Origin of the sequence: Sphingomonas sp. LY54, from assembly GCF_035594035.1 — a bacterium.
GTDB lineage: Bacteria > Pseudomonadota > Alphaproteobacteria > Sphingomonadales > Sphingomonadaceae > Allosphingosinicella.
In genome coordinates, this window is the sequence record NZ_CP141588.1 from 1,344,014 (window position 1) to 1,362,831 (window position 18,818).

19 protein-coding genes and 2 tRNA genes are annotated in these 18,818 nt (G+C 67.1%); 13 read left to right on the forward strand and 8 right to left on the reverse strand.

Annotated features, from left to right (window positions below; translation table 11 throughout):
- Window positions 1-24 precede the first annotated feature (24 nt).
- Entirely contained in the window at window positions 25-942 is a 918-nt protein-coding gene (gene ubiA / locus SH591_RS06790; protein WP_324751074.1) for a 4-hydroxybenzoate octaprenyltransferase, read from the reverse strand.
- A 51-nt stretch (window positions 943-993) separates the two neighbouring features.
- Here ubiA and SH591_RS06795 point away from each other — a divergent pair, with 51 nt between their 5' ends.
- The 5 genes from SH591_RS06795 to SH591_RS06815 all read left to right on the forward strand — a co-directional run bounded on the left by SH591_RS06795 (window position 994) and on the right by SH591_RS06815 (window position 5,131).
- The gene (locus tag SH591_RS06795) at window positions 994-1,749 is read left to right on the forward strand and encodes a 16S rRNA (uracil(1498)-N(3))-methyltransferase (protein ID WP_324751075.1); all 756 of its coding nucleotides are present in this window, start codon (window positions 994-996) and stop codon (window positions 1,747-1,749) included.
- A gap of 50 nt (window positions 1,750-1,799) precedes the next feature.
- Complete coding sequence (locus SH591_RS06800) at window positions 1,800-3,173, forward strand: glutamate--cysteine ligase (protein WP_324751076.1); 1,374 nt, start codon at window positions 1,800-1,802, stop codon at window positions 3,171-3,173.
- A gap of 17 nt (window positions 3,174-3,190) precedes the next feature.
- Window positions 3,191-4,147: a prolyl aminopeptidase gene (gene pip / locus SH591_RS06805; protein WP_324751078.1), complete on the forward strand. Its 957-nt coding sequence runs from the start codon at window positions 3,191-3,193 to the stop codon at window positions 4,145-4,147.
- A gap of 250 nt (window positions 4,148-4,397) precedes the next feature.
- Entirely contained in the window at window positions 4,398-4,886 is a 489-nt protein-coding gene (locus SH591_RS06810; RefSeq protein ID WP_324751079.1) for a hypothetical protein, read from the forward strand.
- Complete coding sequence (locus tag SH591_RS06815; protein ID WP_324751080.1) at window positions 4,883-5,131, forward strand: hypothetical protein; 249 nt, start codon at window positions 4,883-4,885, stop codon at window positions 5,129-5,131. Before SH591_RS06810 ends, SH591_RS06815 begins: the two co-directional genes overlap by 4 nt.
- 4 nt (window positions 5,132-5,135) lie before the next feature.
- Here SH591_RS06815 and SH591_RS06820 read toward each other — a convergent pair whose 3' ends face one another.
- Window positions 5,136-6,440 carry a methyltransferase family protein gene (locus SH591_RS06820; protein ID WP_324751081.1) on the reverse strand — a complete coding sequence of 435 codons (1,305 nt, stop codon included), beginning with the start codon at window positions 6,438-6,440 and terminating at the stop codon, window positions 5,136-5,138.
- Between the two features lie 173 nt (window positions 6,441-6,613).
- Between SH591_RS06820 and SH591_RS06825 the strand changes: the two genes are divergently transcribed.
- The 4 genes from SH591_RS06825 (at window position 6,614) to SH591_RS06840 (ending at window position 10,828) form a co-directional block, all read left to right on the forward strand.
- The gene (locus SH591_RS06825) at window positions 6,614-7,231 is read left to right on the forward strand and encodes a PilZ domain-containing protein (protein WP_322832148.1); all 618 of its coding nucleotides are present in this window, start codon (window positions 6,614-6,616) and stop codon (window positions 7,229-7,231) included.
- Window positions 7,232-7,288: 57 nt separating this feature from the next.
- Window positions 7,289-7,362: transfer RNA gene (locus tag SH591_RS06830), tRNA-Gly, on the forward strand.
- A 254-nt stretch (window positions 7,363-7,616) separates the two neighbouring features.
- The gene (locus SH591_RS06835) at window positions 7,617-9,743 is read left to right on the forward strand and encodes a TonB-dependent receptor (protein WP_324751083.1); all 2,127 of its coding nucleotides are present in this window, start codon (window positions 7,617-7,619) and stop codon (window positions 9,741-9,743) included.
- Window positions 9,743-10,828, forward strand: coding sequence for a PepSY-associated TM helix domain-containing protein (locus SH591_RS06840; protein WP_324751084.1), 1,086 nt, complete (start codon window positions 9,743-9,745; stop codon window positions 10,826-10,828). The genes SH591_RS06835 and SH591_RS06840 overlap by 1 nt, the downstream gene beginning before the upstream one ends.
- A gap of 39 nt (window positions 10,829-10,867) precedes the next feature.
- Here the strand turns inward: SH591_RS06840 and SH591_RS06845 are convergent, their stop codons facing one another.
- The 3 genes from SH591_RS06845 to SH591_RS06855 form a co-directional block, all read right to left on the reverse strand.
- Window positions 10,868-11,020 (reverse strand): hypothetical protein, encoded by a 153-nt coding sequence (locus SH591_RS06845; protein WP_324751085.1) that lies wholly within the window; start codon window positions 11,018-11,020, stop codon window positions 10,868-10,870.
- 264 nt (window positions 11,021-11,284) lie between these two features.
- Window positions 11,285-11,371 (reverse strand) — tRNA-Tyr (locus SH591_RS06850).
- 58 nt (window positions 11,372-11,429) lie between these two features.
- A complete protein-coding gene (locus SH591_RS06855; protein ID WP_324751086.1) occupies window positions 11,430-12,176 on the reverse strand; it encodes a hypothetical protein in 747 nt (248 codons plus the stop codon).
- A 97-nt stretch (window positions 12,177-12,273) separates the two neighbouring features.
- On the opposite strand from SH591_RS06855, the gene rlmB reads away from it, so the two are divergent.
- Window positions 12,274-13,017: a 23S rRNA (guanosine(2251)-2'-O)-methyltransferase RlmB gene (rlmB, locus tag SH591_RS06860; RefSeq protein ID WP_324751087.1), complete on the forward strand. Its 744-nt coding sequence runs from the start codon at window positions 12,274-12,276 to the stop codon at window positions 13,015-13,017.
- The gene (locus tag SH591_RS06865; RefSeq protein WP_324751088.1) at window positions 13,017-13,634 is read left to right on the forward strand and encodes a DNA-3-methyladenine glycosylase family protein; all 618 of its coding nucleotides are present in this window, start codon (window positions 13,017-13,019) and stop codon (window positions 13,632-13,634) included. The genes rlmB and SH591_RS06865 overlap by 1 nt, the downstream gene beginning before the upstream one ends.
- A 75-nt stretch (window positions 13,635-13,709) precedes the next feature.
- Here the strand turns inward: SH591_RS06865 and SH591_RS06870 are convergent, their stop codons facing one another.
- From SH591_RS06870 to SH591_RS06880, 3 genes are all read right to left on the reverse strand, one after another.
- Window positions 13,710-13,946, reverse strand: a complete 237-nt coding sequence (locus tag SH591_RS06870) for a hypothetical protein (RefSeq protein ID WP_324751089.1) — start codon at window positions 13,944-13,946, stop codon at window positions 13,710-13,712.
- 514 nt (window positions 13,947-14,460) lie between these two features.
- Window positions 14,461-15,159 carry a pirin family protein gene (locus tag SH591_RS06875; RefSeq protein ID WP_324751090.1) on the reverse strand — a complete coding sequence of 233 codons (699 nt, stop codon included), beginning with the start codon at window positions 15,157-15,159 and terminating at the stop codon, window positions 14,461-14,463.
- A 112-nt stretch (window positions 15,160-15,271) separates the two neighbouring features.
- On the reverse strand, window positions 15,272-15,898 hold the full coding sequence (locus SH591_RS06880; protein ID WP_322832179.1) for an FMN-dependent NADH-azoreductase: 627 nt from the start codon (window positions 15,896-15,898) through the stop codon (window positions 15,272-15,274).
- A gap of 93 nt (window positions 15,899-15,991) precedes the next feature.
- On the opposite strand from SH591_RS06880, the gene SH591_RS06885 reads away from it, so the two are divergent.
- Complete coding sequence (locus SH591_RS06885; protein ID WP_322832180.1) at window positions 15,992-16,930, forward strand: LysR family transcriptional regulator; 939 nt, start codon at window positions 15,992-15,994, stop codon at window positions 16,928-16,930.
- Between the two features lie 87 nt (window positions 16,931-17,017).
- Window positions 17,018-18,814 (forward strand): DUF885 domain-containing protein, encoded by a 1,797-nt coding sequence (locus SH591_RS06890; protein ID WP_324751091.1) that lies wholly within the window; start codon window positions 17,018-17,020, stop codon window positions 18,812-18,814.
- The last annotated feature ends 4 nt before the right edge of the window (window positions 18,815-18,818 follow it).

Below are 18,818 nucleotides of genomic sequence, written 5' to 3' on the forward strand. Positions count from 1 at the left end.
CCCCCAGCCCGCAAATGCAAAGCCTTAGGCGGTCGCACCCACGACCAGGCAGGCCAGGAACAGGAGCGACCCGGCGAACCGGTTCGACCGGAATTTGCCGAGCGCATCGTCATTGTCGCCGATCCTGAGCGTCGCCACTTGCCACAGCAGATGCATCGCCATCGGCGCCACCGCCGCCAGCGCGAGCAGGTCCGGCCGAACCTGCCAGATCGCCGCCGACCACAAGGTCAAAGCGAGAAGGTACAGGATGGAAACGCCGCCGCGGACATGGTCGCCCATCGCCCGCGCCGAGGATTTCACGCCGACCAAGGCATCGTCTTCCTTGTCCTGCAGCGCGTAGATCGTGTCGTAGCCGATCACCCAGAACACGCCGCCCGCCCAAAGCAGCAAGGCCGGCAGATCCACGGTGCCGCGCACCGCAGGCCAGCCGACCAGCGCCCCCCAGGAGAAAACGAGGCCGAGCCAGGCCTGCGGCCACCAGGTGATCCGCTTCATGAACGGATAGGCGGCGACGAGCAGGACGCTGCCGAGCGCGACGACCTGCGCGGTGCGCGAGAGCTGAAGGAGGACCAGCAGCCCGACCAGGCAGAGCGCGACCAGCCAGATCAGGGCCGCCTTGAGCGACACGCGCTTGCTCGCCAGCGGGCGCAGCCGCGTGCGCTCGACCTGCCGGTCGAGGTCGCGGTCGACAATGTCGTTCCAGACGCAGCCCGCGCTGCGCATCGCGAACGCGCCGAGCCCGAACCACAGGATCAGCCCCAGCCCGTTCGACCCCATCCCGGCCAGCGCCACGCTGCACGCGCACGGCCAGAAGAGCAGCCACGCCCCGATCGGGCGGTCGATCCGCGCCAGCGAGGCGAACGGCCGCCAGGCCCGGGGCAAGGCGCCGATGAACCCCCGCCGCTCGCTGTCGGGGACGATTTCAGGCTCGCTGTCGATCATGTCCGTTCCATGGCGCTCGACTTCCCGCGAAGCAAATGTTTAGGGAGGGGCATGCCCGCCACGCCCGCCTGGCCGCCGTCCAGCCTGCCCCGCCTCTATGTCGACCAGATTCTGTCGGACGGCCTGACGCTGACCCTCGACGGCCCCCAGGCCAATTATCTCGGCGCCGTGCTCCGCCTTGCCGCGGGCGCGCAGGTCAAATTGTTCGACGATCGCACCGGCGAATGGCTGGGCGAGGTCGTCGAAGCCGGCAAGAAGCGCGTCACACTCCGCCTCGTCGCGCATCTTCGCGAGCGCGAGCCCGTCCCCGACCTCTGGCTGCTGTTCGCGCCGATCAAGCGCGGCCGCATCGACTGGATCGCCGAGAAAGCGTCCGAGCTCGGCGTCGCCCGGCTCGTGCCGGTGCTGACCCGGCGCACGATCGTCGACCGGGTCAACACCGATCGCCTGCTCGCCCATGCGATCGAGGCGGCCGAGCAATGCGAGCGCACCGCGCTCCCCGAGATGGCCGAGCCGCAAAAGCTAGCCGCCTTGCTGCGCGACTGGCCCGCGGACCGCACCCTCCTCTTCGCCGACGAACAGGGCGGCGCGCCGCTGAGCCAGGCCGCGAATGCAGGCCCGGCCGCGATCCTGATCGGCCCGGAAGGCGGCTTCACCGAGGATGAGCGCGCTGCGATCCGAGCGCTGCCGCAGGCCAAGCCGGTTTCGCTCGGCCCGCGCATCCTGCGCGCCGACACGGCCGCAGTCGCCGCGGTCGCCTTGTGGATGGCGGCCGCCGGCGACTGGGACCGGCACGCCGACCGATAGCTTTCCGAAACGGACTGGCGGCGCTGCGGACTCGCGGCTATGGGGCCGCGATGACGACGCGCACCGGCACCGCAAAAGTCGATCCCGTGATCGAGAGCCGCGAGGATCTGCTCGCCCCCTTCATCAAGGGTGAGAAGCCGCCCGAAGCCTGGCGGATCGGCACCGAGCACGAGAAATTCGTCTACCGCAAGGCCGACCATCGCGCGCCGAGCTATGACGAGCCCGGCGGCATCCGCGACCTGCTCGCCGAGATGACCCAGTTCGGCTGGGAGCCGGTGACCGAGGGCGGCAACGTCATCGCTTTGGCCGGCCCCGACGGCAATGTCAGCCTCGAGCCCGCCGGCCAGCTCGAACTGTCGGGCGCTCCGCTCGAGCATCTCCACGAGACCTGCGCCGAGACCGGCCGCCACCTCGAGCAGGTGAAGGCGGTCGGCGACAAATTGGGCGTCGGCTTCCTCGGTCTCGGCATGTGGCCGGACAAGACGCGCGCCGAGCTGCCGATTATGCCCAAGGGTCGCTACGCGATCATGCTGCGCCACATGCCGCGCGTCGGCACCCTCGGCCTCGACATGATGCTCCGCACCTGCACCGTTCAGGTGAACCTCGACTATGCGTCGGAGGCGGACATGGCGCAGAAGTTCCGCGTCGGCCTGGCGCTCCAGCCGCTCGCCACCGCGCTCTTCGCCAGCTCGCCCTTCACCGAGGGCAAGCCAAACGGCTTCCTCTCCTACCGAAGCCATATCTGGTCGGACACCGATCCCCATCGCACCGGCATGCTGCCCTTCGTGTTCGAGGACGGCTTCGGTTACGATCGCTACGTCGACTACATGCTCGATGTGCCGATGTACTTCGTCTACCGCGACGGCAAATATATCGACGCTGCCGGCCAGTCCTTCCGCGATTTCCTGCGCGGCGAACTTCCCGCGCTGCCTGGCGAGAAGCCGCGCCTCAGCGACTGGACCGACCATCTCTCCACCGCCTTTCCCGAGGTGCGGCTGAAGAGCTTCCTCGAGATGCGCGGCGCCGACGGCGGCCGCTGGAGCCGGATCTGCGCCCTTCCCGCTTTGTGGGTCGGCCTGCTCTACGACCAGAATGCGCTCGACGCGGCCTGGGACGAGGTCAAGCACTGGACGCTCGAGCAGCGCCAGCAGCTCCGCGATTCCGTGCCCAGGCTCGGCCTCAAGGCCGTTACCCCCGGCGGCGAGAGCCTGCGCGGCTTCGGCCAACGCATCCTGGCCATCGCGGAGTCCGGCCTCAACGCCCGCGGCCGGTTCAACGCGGCCGGCGACAATGAAAGCGGCTTCCTCGATCCGCTGCGCGAGATCGTCGCCCGCGGCACCACGCCCGCCGAGTTGCTGCTCGAGCGCTATCACGGCGAGTGGAAGGGCGACGTCGGCCGCATCTATGACGAAATGAGCTTCTGAACCGAGGGAGATCGCCCGTGTCCGACGCTGAGCTTCGTACCCTCTACCCCGCGATCGAACCCTACCGATCCGGCCATCTCGACGTCGGCGACGGCCACGAGGTCTATTGGGAGCTGTGCGGCAATCCGGACGGCAAGCCCGCCGTCTTCCTGCACGGCGGCCCCGGCGCGGGCTGCTCGCCCGATCACCGCCGACTGTTCGATCCCGCGCGCTACAAAATCCTTCTGTTCGACCAGCGCGGCTGCGGCCGTTCGCGCCCCCATGCCGAACTGGAGGCCAACACCACCTGGCACCTCGTCGCCGACATGGAGCGGCTGCGGGCAATAATCGGCGCCGACCAGTGGCTGGTGTTCGGCGGCTCATGGGGTTCGACCCTCGCTCTGGCCTATGCCGAGACGCATCCCGAGCGGGTCAGCGCGCTCGTGCTGCGCGGCATCTTCACTTTGCGCAAGGCGGAGCTCGGCTGGTATTACCAGCACGGCTGCTCGCAGCTCTTTCCGGACGCCTGGGACGAATTCCTCGCCCCGATCCCCGAGGAGGAACGTGGCGACCTGATCGCCGCCTACCGCGAGCGCCTTGTCGGCGACGATCGCGCCGAGCAGCTTCGCGCCGCCAAGGCGTGGAGTAAGTGGGAGGCGAGCACCATCTATCTGCGCCCGCGCAACGAGGTCGCCTCCGCCTACACGACCGACGAATTCGCGACCGCCTTTGCTCGCATCGAGAACCATTATTTCATCCACGAAGGCTGGATGGACGAAGGCCAGCTGATCCGCGACGCGCACAAGCTGCGCGCCATTCCCGGGGTCATCGTCCAGGGGCGCTACGACGTCTGCACGCCGCCGCGCACGGCCTGGGACCTGCACAAGGCCTGGCCCGAGGCGGAGTTCCACATCGTGCCCGATGCCGGCCATGGCTTTGACGAACCCGGTATCCTCGACAAGCTGATCCGCGCCACCGACCGCTTCGCGGGCTGACGAACCACCTTTTCCGCGCGCTCGTCCCGCATCCGCAACATTTAGTCGGGTTCCGCGCCCGCCCGGGATTCCCGCAGGCGGCATTCGGGCTAGCCTCTGTTCTCCAACAAGCGAATCGGTGGGGAGCCGGTCGAGGGAGACATAGATGGCGACAACCGGACCCGAAGCGAGCATCCCCCGATTGCGGAAACAGGACTGGACCGGCGAACCGGCGTCCCTCCTTGTCTCGCGGCAGGAACTCGCGCGGAGTATGACCCTGCTGCGCGCCAGCAACCTCAGCGTCGTCCGGCTCCAGCTCGCGATGGAGCGGCAGGACAAGCGCCAGGCGATGGAGGCGCTGGACGGGCTCGTCGCGCTCGACGGCGAGATTCGCGAACTGGTGGGGACAATGCCGGCCGAAGCCGAGCCGCTGCGCGAGATGACACAGCGGATCGACGACCAGCGCAGCGCGATTGCTTCCGAGAAGCTCGTACTCGCCGCCGGGCGGGCCGGGCCCGCACTGGCCCGAAATACCGATCCGGCGCCCGTGTCTGAGCCGGCGCCGCTGCTCGACGAGGCCTCCGAGGACTGGGAGGCCTATGAGGAAGCCGGCGAGGAGACCGAACATCGGCACACCGCTGCACTCATCCTCGCACTGCTGTTCCTCGTCGCGGCGATCGGCGCTGCGACGCTCCATTGGGCCGGGATCGATGGCGGGACGCTGCCCGAGCGGCTGCAGACATGGATGGGAGGCCGATGATGGCGACCGACTGCGACGGCCTGCTCCGCGCCCAGGCGCTGGAAGCCTATGAGGCGATCCCCTCGCTCGACGCGCATGGCGAACTCACCCGCCTGATCCTTGCCGAAGTGGCGCTGCTCACCCGCAAATATCGCTGCGTGCGGCGCCACGACGTGCCTCATATCGCCGAGCTCAGCGGCCTGCTCGACGTCTTCTGGCAGGAAGTGCAGATGGTCGAAGCCCAAAGCGAGGCGACCCCGCAATAGGCCCTTATTCGGCGGCGACCGGCCCTGTCGCCGGGCGGCTGCGCAGCCATCGCACCGCCTTGGCCAGCGGGCCATGCTCGGCCATCCAGGCGGCATATTCGCGATAGGCGGGATCTTCCGAGAGGTGGCGCTCCTCGGTCCGCGCGCGCCAATAATAGACGCCGCTCACGATGGCCAGGATCGCCGTGTTGCGGACCATTTCGACCATGTTGCCCGACACCGACAGAAAGGGCAGCGTCCCCAGCCACCAGAACAGGTTCTTGGAAAGATAGGCCGGGTGCTTGGTCCACGCATAGGGCCCGTGGGTCAGGATGCCGCGATGGGTGAGGTTGGAGAAGCGCAGGCCGAACGCCACCGTCGCCCAAGCATAGATCGCGGTCAGCAGCACGAGAAGCAGCCCGACCAGCGTCATCGCCAGCGGGTAGCCTTCCAGCCAATAGGTCCAGTCGCCGGTGCCGGGATGGTAATCGAGCGGGCCGCCGGCATTCATCAGGATGAAGGGGGGATAGCAGATCAAAGCCGCGGCCCAGCCGGCGGCATAGGGATTGGCCGAGCGGATATGGGCGTCGAGCGGCTTCAGCGTCAGCATGTAGCCGATTGTCGCGAAGCTCACGTCGATCATGAACAGGACCGCGATCAGCCAGCGCACGAGGTTGAGCGGCTGGGCGGCGATCTCCTCGGCGGCCGGCCGCACCGCATCGGCCCAGTTACCCGGCAGGATCGAGATCATGAAGGCGAGGAAGAAGCCTTTCACTGCCCACGACCTCAGATAGTCCCAGAGCACTTCCCGGTCTTCGGGCAGGCCCTTACCCGCGATCATCCGGCCGAGCTGCCAGGCGCCGTCGCGCGGCTCCTTCAGCCGTCGGTCGAGCCACAGCACATAGGGCACCGACAGCACCAGCAGGGGCAGGGAGCCGACGCCGAGCACGTTCATCGCAAACAGGTAATTGCCGTCCCAATACCAGCGGGCGATGCAATAGAGCGAGGCTATCCCGGCCCAGGTCGCCCACAGGCCCACGATCTTGGCGAGGCTGATGTCGAAGCTCTCGGACCAAGGCCGCGGCGGCACCTGCCAGTCGATGCCGGTGCTGGCATTGCGGTGCACCTTGTCGACCAGCAGCGACCAGGCGACCATCGGCACGCCGCAGGCGACCAGGCCGCACAAAGCCGCGAGCGGCCCCTGCATCCCCCAGGCGCGCGCGACCATCATCCAGGCGAGCAGCCCGGCGAGCCCGGCCCAGCCGACGCCGGCGCTCACCGCCGAGCGCGGCCGGGCGGCCGCCGTCACGATCCCGCTTTGCGCATCCATGCCGCCTGCCTAGCCCAAACAGGTAAGCAAGCGGTGAAGAGGGCGCCTTCCGGGGACGACTCCGTAACTCTGCCGGGAGAGATCGTAAGCGCTTCTTAAACCTCTTAGTCTTTAGATTTGCACTCAATGACGTGGCCGGCCCGGCAGCGGGCGGCGGGAGATTTTGGGTGCGAATGGAAAACGCCTTCGAAGAGACGATCTTCTCTTTTTCGAGCGAGGCGCCGCAGCCGACCGAACGGCGCCGCGACAGCCGCCACATGACCATCCTGCGCGTCGGCACCTTGCTCGTCGACGGCCGCCGCGAACTCTGCCTGATCCGCAACATCTCGGCCGGCGGCCTGATGGCGCATGCTTATTCGACCTTCACCATCGGCCAGCGCGTCGCGGTCGAGCTCAAAACCAACCAGCAGACCCAGGGCGCGATCAGCTGGATCAGCGGCCAGAATATCGGCATCGCCTTCGACGAGCAGATCGACGTCGAGGAGATGCTGGCGAGCCAGTCGGTGCTCGACAATGGCTGGCGCCCGCGCCTACCGCGCGTCGAGGTCGACCGCATGGGCACGCTCCGCGTCGGCGCGATCACCCATGTCGTCAACACCCGCGACATCTCGCAGGGCGGCGTCAAGCTCGAGTTCGACGCCGTGCTGGAGGCGGGCGACGAGGTCGTGATCAGCCTCGAGAAATTGCGGCCGATCCCGGCGGTGGTGCGCTGGTGCCACGGCGGCGCCTGTGGCGTCGCCTTCAACCAGGTCGTCCCCTTCCGCGAATTGATGGACTGGCTGCGCGGCTGAAAACCTCGCGGGCCGGGCTTGCCGACGCCCGCGCCCTGCGCCATATGCGGCCGTCGGGCGGGTATAGCTCAATGGTAGAGCACTAGCCTTCCAAGCTTGTGATGCGGGTTCGATCCCCGCTACCCGCTCCAACGTTCCCTTCTTCATCACCATCCGGTCCCGTTCGGAACGGGCAGACGGCCGTTGCCGCCGCTGCGTAGGCGACCAGGATCGCCGCTCTCGCCGCCGCCCGATGCTGCAGCAGGCGCCCACCACTCGCTCCAACCATCTCCACTAACTGCTTCCGCCTTTTCGGCTCTCCTTGGCCCGACTCGACTTTAGACTTGCCCTATTGCGAATGACTTGCAATAGCGTCGTTCAAATCAGACCAAGGGGCAGTTCCGACATGGTAGCGCGAACGATTCGAGCGACTCTTCTGGCCTGCTCGGCCATCGGGTTCGCGCCCGCACTTGCCCAGAACAATTCCGCCGAACCCAAGGACGACGAGGCGATCGTCGTCACCGCCGCCCGCACCGTCCTTCCCGCCAGCGCGCTGCCGCTGACGATCGACGTGATCGACGCGCGCGCGCTCGCCGAGCAGGTTTCGATCAGCGGCTCGGTCGTCGACGCGGTCTCGACGTTGTCGCCGTCCTTCTCGCCGACCCGCCAGAAACTGTCGGGCGCGGGCGAGACCCTGCGCGGCCGCTCGCCCCTGTTCGCGATCAACGGCATTCCGCAATCGACCCCGATCCGCGACGGGTCGCGCGACGGCTACACGATCGATCCCTTCTTCATCGACCGCGTCGAATTAATCTACGGCTCGAACGCGCTGCAGGGCATCGGCGCGACCGGCGGCGTGGTGAACCAGGTCACCATCGGCCCGCCGCGTGCCGACGGAATCAGCGGCCGCGCCCTGCTCCAGGGCAGCGCCGACACCGGCTTCTCCGACGACGGCTTCGGCGCCAAGGCCGCAGGCCTCGTCGGCTACCGCGCGGGCGCGTTCGACGCGACGATCGGCGCCGCCTACGAGGCGCGGGGCGCCTTTTACGACGGTCACGGGCGGCGCATCGGCGTCGATGGCACGCAGGGCGAGATCCAGGATTCGAAGAGCTGGTCGGTGTTCGGCCGCTTCGGCTATGCGATCGGCGACAGCGCCCGGCTCGATCTCATCGCCAATCGCTTCGAGCTGAAGGGCGACGGCGATTATGTCGTGGTCAACGGCAACCGCGCAACCGGGCTTCCCACCACCAGCCGCCGGGGCGAGGCTCCCGGCATCCCGCCCGCCAACCGCGTCGAAACGCTGGCGTTGTCGCTGATCGACGACGATCTCGGCGGCGGCGCGCTCACCAGCCAGGTCTTCTTCAACCGCTCGCGCGACACGTTCGGCGGCAGCACCGCGGGCACCTTCCAGGATCCGGCGATCGCCCCTGTCGGTACTTTGTTCGACCAATCGTCGAACCGTTCGCGCAAATATGGCGGCAAGATCGCTTACGAGCGTGCGGTCCCGGGTCTCGAGGGTCTGACCGGGACGCTCGGCTTCGACGCTCTGTTCGACCGCACCGAGCAGAGCCTGGTGCTGACCGACCGGGTCTGGGTGCCGCCGACCGATTTCCGCAGCCTCGCGCCCTTCGCCCAGTTCAATCTCGGCCTGCTCGACAACAAACTGCGCCTCGCCGGCGGCGCGCGCTGGGAGAATGTCGAGCTGAAGGTGGACGATTTCACCACGCTTGCCTCGTCCGGATCGACCTTCGTCAGCGGCGGCAACCCCTCCTTCCAGGACGTGCTGCTCAACGGCGGCGTGATCGTCGAGCCGATGCGCGGGATGCGCCTCTACGGCTCCTATGCCGAAGGCTACACCGTTCCCGATGTCGGCCGTATCCTGCGTGCGGTCAGCACGCCCGGCACCGACGTCGACGACTTCCTCGACATCAGCCCGGTCGTCTCCAACAATCGCGAACTCGGCATCGAGCTGAAGCGCGGCCCGCTCGACGCATCGGTCGCCTATTTCTGGTCGTCGAGCAAACTCGGCCAGTTCCTCGTCAACAATGGCGGCATCTTCGACGTTCAGCGACAGCGGATCGAGATCGAAGGCATCGAGATCAACCTCACCGCGCAGACGCCGGTGCCGGGCCTGGCTTTCTCTGTCGGCTATTCGCATCTCGTCGGCCAGACCGACAGCAATGGCGACGGCGACGTGGATCTAGACCTCGACGGCGCCAATATCTCGCCCGACCGGCTGAACCTTGCCGCCATTTATCGCCGCGGCCCCTTGAGTGCGCGCCTGCAGGGCCAGTTCCATCTGTCGCGCCGCTTCGACGGCGGCGACCCGCGCAACGACTTCGGCGGTTATGCGGTGGCGGACGCCCTGGTGCGCTACGAGACGGGGGTCGGGACGCTCGCGCTGAGCGCCCAGAACCTCTTCGACACCCACTATATCAGCTACAATAGCGACACGACCAACCCGACCGACAACAGCCGCTTCTTCGCCGGCCGCGGCCGCGTCTTCACGCTCGGCTGGGACTATCGCTTCTGATGCGTTTTGTGGACCTCGTGCACCGCTGGACCGGCGGCTTGATCGGGCTCCTGCTGGCGATGCTCGGCCTCACCGGCACGATCCTCATCCACAAGGAGACGTGGCTGCGCTGGTCGCTGCCCGGCGCGGCCGATCCGCAGCTTCAGGACGCTGCGACGCTGGCGGCCGCGGCCGAGCGGCTGCTCGCCGGCCCCGACCGGCCAAGCTCGATCCTGTTCGCGACCGAAGGCTTCGGGCTGCACCGCCTCTCTTATGGCGGGGACGCCGGCGGCTATGCCGACCAGGCGGGGCAGGTCGTCACGCGCTGGAGTTCGATCTGGGAGCGGCCCGAGGTCTGGCTGTTCGATATCCACCATCATCTGCTGATGGGCGAGACCGGCGACACGATCGCCGGCATCCTCGGCCTGACCGGCCTCGGCTTCGTCGTCACCGGCGCGATCCTGTGGTGGCGCACCCGCAAGACGTTCGAATTTCGGCTGTGGCCCAAGCGCGCCTCGCGCCCCGCCATCGTGCGCCACCATCGCGACCTCGGCATCGTCGCCGCGCCCCTGCTCGTCCTGTCGATGCTGACGGGAACGATGATGACTCTGCGCCCCGTCGCCGATTTCGTGCTCGCGCCTTTCTCGTCGGCTGCCGAGATGAAGCAGGCGGCGACGGCCCCGGCCGTGAAGGGCGGAGCGATGGCCGAAATCGACTGGGCCGCGCTGATCGGCGCAGTGCGCAGCCGCTATCCCGACGCCGAGATCCGCACGATCGCCCTCCCCGTCAAGACGGGCGGCCCGATCACGATCCGCGCCCGCCAGCAGGCCGAATGGCTGCCCAACGGCCGCACCACCTTCTGGTTCGACCCCGCCGACGGCCGCCTGATCGAGCATCGCGACGCCTTCTCGCTGCCGCGCGGCTCGCAGATTTTCAACCTCGCTTATCCACTCCACGCCGCGAAGGTCGGCGGCCTCGCCTATCGTCTCGTGATGACACTGTCGGGGCTGAGCCTGTTGCTGCTCGGCTCGCTCACGGTCTGGACCTTCTGGGCCGACCGCCGTGCTCCCAAGGCCCGCCCCGTCCGCAATCCGCGCCCGGCCTGAACGCGCTGCCCTCGAACGACCGGGGGCCGGCGCGACGGTTCAGAATAGCAGGATAGCCGCCGTGAGCATCGCGCCCAGCAGCAGGACCGCGCCAAGGAAGCGGTAGTCGACTTGGTTGACGCGCCGCTTAAAGTGAAAGCGAGCGGTATAATCGAAGTGCCGTTGCACGAGACGCGACAGGAACGAAGTCATGCCCGAGCAATAATCCCGGGCCTGCCTCCGTCAAGACCGTGCAAGCCGAAGGTCGCACAGCGCCGCGCCATTCTAGAGCGGCACCGGCCTCGGGTGACCCCCGATGCCGGCGAAAGTCGGCGCGTCATGATCCTCCCCATTTCCCCATCGCGCAGGCACGATCCGCGGGATCATAGCCTTGGGCGCGCGGGCGTTTGGCTCCAAGTTGGAGCAAGTGCCGGAAAGCCCCGGAGGGCTCGCTGAAGGGAGTATCCGCTCGGCGGATGGTGGACAGGGCTGGATTCGAACCAGCGTACGGGAAACCCGGGCAGATTTACAGTCTGCTGCCTTTAACCACTCGGCCACCTGTCCATCGGTGCCTGTTCGGAGGCGGCTCAATGGCGAATGGCCGCGCCGCTGTCAACGGAGGTCAGGCAATCCCGGCGACAAGGTGCGAAAAAGCCAGCCATGGCGGGCTGTGCATGATCGCCACACGCAGGATCTGGCTCGCCATCAGTGTTCCGCCGCCCCATAGCCACACCGGGTGAACGCGGCCGCGGCTGGCGAGGTCGTAGCCGATGCCGGCGGCGATCACCGCGTCCGCGCCGAGATAGAAGGACCAAGGCGCCGCCTCCACCACCCAGGCGAGCGGCAGCCGCCCGATCGCGGCCTCCAGGATTGCCGCGTTGGACAACAGCATCAGCCTTTTGTGCGCATCCGCATCATGGCGGTGGAGGATGCCGAGCAGCACGACCAGCCCGAACGCCTGGATCGAAAAGAAGGTGATCGCATAGAAGGCGTAAGGATCGCCGACGCCGCGATAGCCGACATGGATCGCCGCCACCGCCGCGAAATTGCCGAGCAGCCAGACGAGGAATGCGAGCCCGGCCCCGGCTATCCCCAGGCGGCGGTGCCAGGCCGGCCGGCCGCCGGCGATCAAAGCCGGCTGGAGCGCGCCGAGCAGAATCCACGCCGAGAACACCACTGCGTGGAGATGGAGCAAAGGCGTGATCTCGGGCATGCGCGCCGGGGCATCGAGCCAATGCGTCAGATAGTAAGTGCGGGCAAAGCCGGCGAACACCACCAAAGCCACCAGCCCGCCCATGATCGGGAAGAACAGCCGGTCGCCGTCCCGCCGCAGCCCCGTCCGTCCGGCCGTCCGCGCTGCCGTCGCCATCGCCTCTCCTGCATCGTTCGTCGGCTCAAACGCTGCAGGCCCGATCGTGGTTCAGGGCGCGCTTGCCTCCGGCGCGCCGGGAGGCCATTGCGTGCCGATGCGACGCAAAGCCAGACAGGCCACCAAGGCCGAGAACCGCCCCCGCTTCTGGGGCCGCCACGCCGTGACCGCCGCGCTCGAAAATCCCGAGCGCAGCGTCACGCGCATCTGGGCGACGCGCGAGGTGGCCAGCCAGTTCGACCTCGACCCGTCGATCCCGACCACCTTGGCCGACGTCGCCGACCTCGGCCGGCTGGTGCCGGGCGATGCGCCCCACCAGGGCATCGTCATCGAGGTCGAGAAGTTGCCCGACATCTGGCTCGGCGATCTGCTCGACCAGGCCGAAGATGGCCGCCCCTTGCTCGTCCTCGACCAGGTCACCGACCCGCATAATGTCGGCGCGATCCTGCGTTCGGCGGCCGCGTTCGACGCGCTCGGCATCGTTACCCAGGACCGCCACGCCCCTGCTGAATCGGGCGCGCTCGCCAAGGCTGCCAGCGGTGCCCTCGAGACCGTCCCTTGGGTCCGCGTCGTCAATCTCGCCCGCGCCCTCGACGAGATCGCGGAGGCCGGTTTCTGGCGCGTCGGCCTGACCGGCGAGGCCGACATGACACTCGCCGAGGCGATGGGCCCGGCTAAGGTCGCGCTCGTGCTCGGTGCCGAGGGCGAGGGGATGCGCCAGAATACCGAAGCCCATTGCGACGCGCTCGCCCGGTTGCCGATCAGCGACCGGATCGAGAGCCTCAACGTTTCCAATGCGGCCGCGATTGCTCTCTATGCCGCAGTGACTGCGCGCGGCTGATGGGCATTTCCGCCGCTGCGCTGCGCGCATCGCTCGAGGAGCTGGCACGGCGCGAGCCGGCGATCGCGGACGCGCTCAATCATAGCGGCTTTCCCGAGCCGCGCATCAGCGAGCGCGGCTACATCACCCTGCTGCGCACGATCGTCGGCCAGCAGGTCAGCATCAAGGCGGCGGCCTCGATGTGGGCCAAGCTGCAGGCCGCCGTCGGCGACCGCGTCGAGCCGGCCGATGTCCTCGCGGCGAGCGACGAGACGCTGCGCGGCGCCGGCCTGTCGCGCCAGAAAATGTCCTATGCCCGCAGCCTTGCCGAAGAAGTGCTGTCGGGAGGATTAGACCTCCACAATCTGCCGGAGGACGACGAAGAGGCGATCGCCCAGCTCGTCCGGGTCAAGGGCATCGGGCGCTGGTCGGCGGAGATCTATCTGCTGTTCGCCGAAGGGCGCGACGATATCTGGCCGGCTGGCGACTTGGCCGTGCAGGTCGCGTTGGGGCGCATCCTCGGCCTGCCCGAAAAGCCGAGCGAGAAGATGACGCGCGAACTGGCGGAGCCGTGGCGGCCGCACCGCAGCGCCTTGGCGATCCTCAGCTGGCACCATTACAAGACGCCGGTCATCTAAAGGCTGCGCGCACAATAAAACGCCCCGGCCTTTCGCGAAGCCGGGGCGAAATTGATCCGGAAGAGAATCAGCCGATCAGGGGCTGACCGGCTCCTCCTTGTCATCGTCGTCGAGCAGCAGCCAGAGGATAACCCCGACGACTACCGCTCCGATGATCCAAACCTCGACGCCCCATTCGCCGTCCACTTGGCTGCCCTGGACGGTCTCTGTCGCCGGCGCAGGCGCCGGCACGGCGCTGCCGGCAATCGCGCTTGTGGACGATAGGGCAAGCCCGGTCGCAGCCACGGCGGTCATCAACTTTTTGAAGGTCACGCTAAGTCTCCCTTCTGTCTTTTTTGTACCCGCCATGTCGGCAGTTCGAAGACCCGTCGCGCGACTCGCAGAGGCTCCCACGACGGAAAGGACAGAATCCATCGCCTGCGCAATGAAATCAAGACAATATTGGCGACTTACGATATCGGGCCGAAGGGACCAAGTCGGCGCCCTTCGGCCCTAACTACCAGAAGGGAGTCGTGGTAGCTGCTTCTCCATATCACAGGCTGTTTTTCAAGACATCCGCATAGATCATGGCAATGCCATTCGCAGCGACGACTTCATAGCGCCCGCAGTACACAAGTCACATAGAGTTGACTGTCCCAGTGAAAGCGGCCGAGCGGCTCGCCTATCGCAGTAAAAACCGCCATCACGCCATGAAAAACCTAACCTATGTCAGCGGAGGTCAGGGGCGGTCCGGAGTATAAGAAGCGAAGCCGTCGCGGCCTCGCTGCACGGTTAGGGCCGGCGGCTCGGTCCCCCCGGCCGCCGGTCCGCCTTTGCGGATATTGGCTCAGCGCGCATCGACCAGAACGATCTCCGCATCGCCGATCGCGACGATCTCGACCTTGTCCTCGCCGGTGATAGCGACGCCGTCGCGCGCTTCGGCGCGAACACCGTTCACTGCGATCGTGCCCTTGGCCGCCACCAGATAGACATGGCGGCTGGGATCGAGGCTGAGCTCGGCTTTCTCGCCGTCCGCCAGCGTTGCGCCCATCACCCGTGCCGCGGCGTTGATCTTCAGCGCGTCGCCATCCTCGGCAAAGCCGCTGGCGAGCGTGACGAAACGGCCGGAACGGTCGTCCTTCGGAAAGGGCTTGGCGCCCCAGGACGGCTCCGCGCCAGGCTTGTCGGTCAGCACCCAGATCTGGAAGAGCGTGGTGAGCTCGTCCTCTAGATTATATTCGGCGTGGCGGACGCCGGTGCCGGCGCTCATCACCTGGACGTCGCCGGCGCCGGTGCGGCCCTGATTGCCCATCGAATCCTGATGGGTGATCGCGCCGGTGCGGACATAGGTGATGATCTCCATGTCGCGGTGCGGATGCGGCGGGAAGCCAGACTTGGCGGCGATCTCGTCGTCGTTCCAGACGCGGATCGCGCCCCAGCCCATCCGCCCCGGATCATGATAATCGGCGAACGAGAAATGGTGATTGGCGTTGAGCCAGCCGTGATTGGCGTTGCCGAGGCTGGCGAAGGGACGGATGTCGATCATGTCTTTACTCCTTGAATGTGGAGGCCCGCCGGCGGAGGAACCGGCGGGCCTCGTTGCCGCCGCCCGGGGGAGCGGGCGGAGGCAAAGTCGGACCCGGTTCGCCGCGAGGGCTTTAGGCGGCAAGCGCCACTTCACGCTCGGCGCAGACGTTCAGTTCGGCAAGGGCGTTGTCCACCGCCGCCTGCACCGCTTCCGGACCGAAGCCCAGTTTCTCGGCGCGGACGAAGACGACATCGGTAACGCCCATGAAGCCGAGCAGGGTGCGCAGATGCGGCTCCTGGCTGTCGTTCGCCATTGCCGGACCTTCGCTGTAGAGGCCGCCGCGGGTCTCGATCACGACCGCCTTCTTCACCGGCAGCAGCCCCTCCGGGCCGTTCTCGGTGTAGCGGAAGGTGACGCCGGCGCGCAGGATATAGTCGAACCACGTCTTGAGCCCGGACGGGATGCCGAAATTGTACATCGGCGCGCCGATCACGAGCAGGTCGATCGCGCGAAGCTCGTCGACGAGTTCGTCCGAAAGCGCCAGCGCCGCCTTCTCGGCCTCGGTGGTCGCGGTGGCGCGAATGCCGGCGACGGTCTCGGGCAGGAGATGCGGCACCGGATTGGCGCCGAGATCGCGGGTGACGATGGTCGTCTGCGGATCGCGCGCCTTCAACTCTTCGGCGAACGCTGCGGTCAGGCGCTTGGAAACCGAAGCGTCGCCGGTGACCGCGCTGTTCAGGATAAGGGCCTTGGTCATTTCGAAATTCCTCCATTAAACTTGTTGATAGAGACTTAGGGGCTTATCATCGTTGCCAGAAGACAGTCTCTAAGCATTGCGGTGTTGCAAGATATGGAACGCTCATCGGTCGATCTGGTTGACGTCCTCGCTTTCGTCCGCGTCGTCGAGACCGGCGCTTTCGCGCGCGCTGCCGAGCGGATGGACATTTCCAAATCGATTCTCAGCCGGCGCGTGGCCCGGCTCGAAGCGCAGCTCGGCGCGCGCCTGCTGACGCGGTCGGCGCAGGGCGCGCAGCCGACGGACATCGGCGAGGCTTATTATGCCCGCGCCTCCAACATCCTTGCGGAGCTCGAGGCGGCGCAGGAGGTGGTGGCGGACGCCGTGACCCAGATCGCCGGGCCGATCCGCCTCACCGCGCCGCTCTCGTTCGGCAGCGCGCACCTCGCCTCCGCGTTGGCCGATTTCGCGCGCGAAAATCCCAGGGTCGATCTCGACGTCTCGCTCGACGACCGCACGGTCGACCTGGTCGGCGGCGGTTTCGACCTCGCGGTGCGGATCGGCAATCTTCCCGATTCCTCATTGGTCGCTCGGAAGATCGCGCCGGTGCGCGCGCTGGCGTTGGCGAGCCCGGACTATCTCGCCGCCCGCGGCCGGCCGCAGAAGCCGCGCGACCTCGCCGACCACGACCTCCTCTTCTACGCCAACATTCCCGCTTACGAGCAATGGCGCTTCAAGGTCGGCGACCGCTGGGAGCATGTCCGCGGCAAGGCGCGCTTCCGTGCCGACAATGGCGAGATGCTGCGCGAGGCGGCTTGCGCCGGGCTTGGCATCGTCATCCTGCCCAGCTTCATCGCCGCACCCGCGATCGAGAGCGGCAAGCTCGAGGCGATCCTGCTCGACTACAAGCTCGAGGAAGCCGGCCTTCACGTCGTCATGCCCCCGGGCCGCGCATCCACTGCCCGCGTGCGCGCGCTGATCGAATTCCTCGCGAAGAGATTCGGCCCGGAGCCGAGCTGGGACCCCTGCTGGATGGCGGGCCAGGCGCGTTGATACCGTTTTAGCCGCATAACACGGAACCTCTGGACCGAGCCCAAGCAGTCGTTACAAGATCGGGCAAAATCAAAGAGAGGAACGCCCGTGAAGACTCTGCGCCTTGCCCTGCTGCTCGCCGCCGCCTTCGTCCCCGCTGCCGCCCCCGCCCAGCAGGCCGCACCGGCCGCAGCCGCCCAGGCCCAGAGCGAGGACGCCCGTTTCCTCGCCTTCCTCGACGCCGCGTTCGACGAGGCCGTGGCGCGCAGCCCGGAGACGCAGACCGCCCTCGGCCTCAAGACCAATTACGGCAAGCTCGACGATTATACCGATGCCGGCGCCGCCGCCGACCAGGCGCTGGCCGAGGCGCAGCTCAAGCGCATGAAGAGCGAATTCCCGCTCGACCGGCTGAACCCGGCATCCCAGGTCTCCTACCGCCTGTTCGAATATAATGTGGAACAGGGCCGGATCGCGCAGGAGTGGCGGCGCAACAACTACGTCGTCACCAACAATTTCAGCATCGTCGGGTCGGTCCCGACCTTCCTGATGAACCAGCACCGCATCGACAGCGTCGCCGACGCGCAGGCCTATATCGCCCGCATTCGCGAGACCGAGCGCGTGCTGGGCGAAGTCACCACCCGCTTCCGCGCTGCCGCCGAGCGCGGCATCGTCCCGCCCAAGTTCGTGTTCGCACCTGTGCGCACCGACGCCCAGAACGTCATGGCCGGCACCAGCCTGCTCGCCGACTTCAAGACCAAGGTCGAAAAGCTCGACGCGCCCGCCGCGACCAAGGCCAAGCTCGTCGCCGATGCCCAGGCCGCGATTTCCGGCCCCTATCAGAACGGCTACAAGACGATCATCGCCGCGCTCGATGCGATCGAGCCCAAGGCCACCGGCAATCAGGGTGTGTGGAGCCTGCCCGAGGGCGAGGCCTATTACAGCGCCATGCTCGGCTTGCAGACGACCACGCCACTGACTGGCGAGCAGATCCATGACATCGGCCTCGCCGAGGTCGCCCGCATCCACAAGGAGATGCAGGCGATCATGGACAAGATCGGCTTCAAGGGCACCCTCCAGCAATTCTTCGCCGAGCTGAAGACCAACCCGAAATATCAATATTCGAACGATGCCGCCGGCCGCGCCGCCTATCTCAAGGACGCCGGCGCCTTCGTCGACCAGGTGATGGCCGTCTCGGGAAAATATTTCCGCCAGCTGCCCAAGGCCAAGCTCGAGGTGCGCGCGGTCGAGGAATGGCGCCAGACGACCGCGCCGATCGCCTTCTACAACGCGCCGGCCCCGGACGGATCGCGCCCGGGCATCTATTACGTGAACCTGTCCGACATGCGGCAGGTGCTGAAGCCCCAGATCGAGGGAATTTCCTACCACGAGGGCGCGCCCGGACATCATTTCCAGATCGCGCTCGCCCAGGAGCTCGCCGGCCTGCCCAAGTTCCGCCGCTTCGGCAATTACGGCGCTTATGCCGAGGGCTGGGGCCTTTACGCCGAACGGCTCGGCAAGGAGATGGGCTTCTACCAGGATCCGATCTCGGACTTCGGCCGCCTGTCGACCGAATTGTGGCGCGCCGTCCGCCTCGTGCTCGACAGCGGCATGCACGCCAAGAAGTGGACGCGCGAAGAGGCGATCGAATATTTCAAGCAGAACTCGCTGCTTTCCGACCGCGATGTCGTGAAGGAAGTCGAGCGCTTCCTGGTGTGGCCGGGCCAGGCGACCAGCTACAAGGTCGGCCAGCTCAAGATCCTCGAGCTGCGCGCCAAGGCCGAGCGCGAGCTTGGGCCGCGCTTCGACCTCAAGGACTTCCACGACGTCGTGCTCGGCATGGGCCCGATGCCGCTCGCGGTGCTTGAGCAGCAGGTCGACGCCTACATCGCCGCGAAGAAAGGCTGACTGC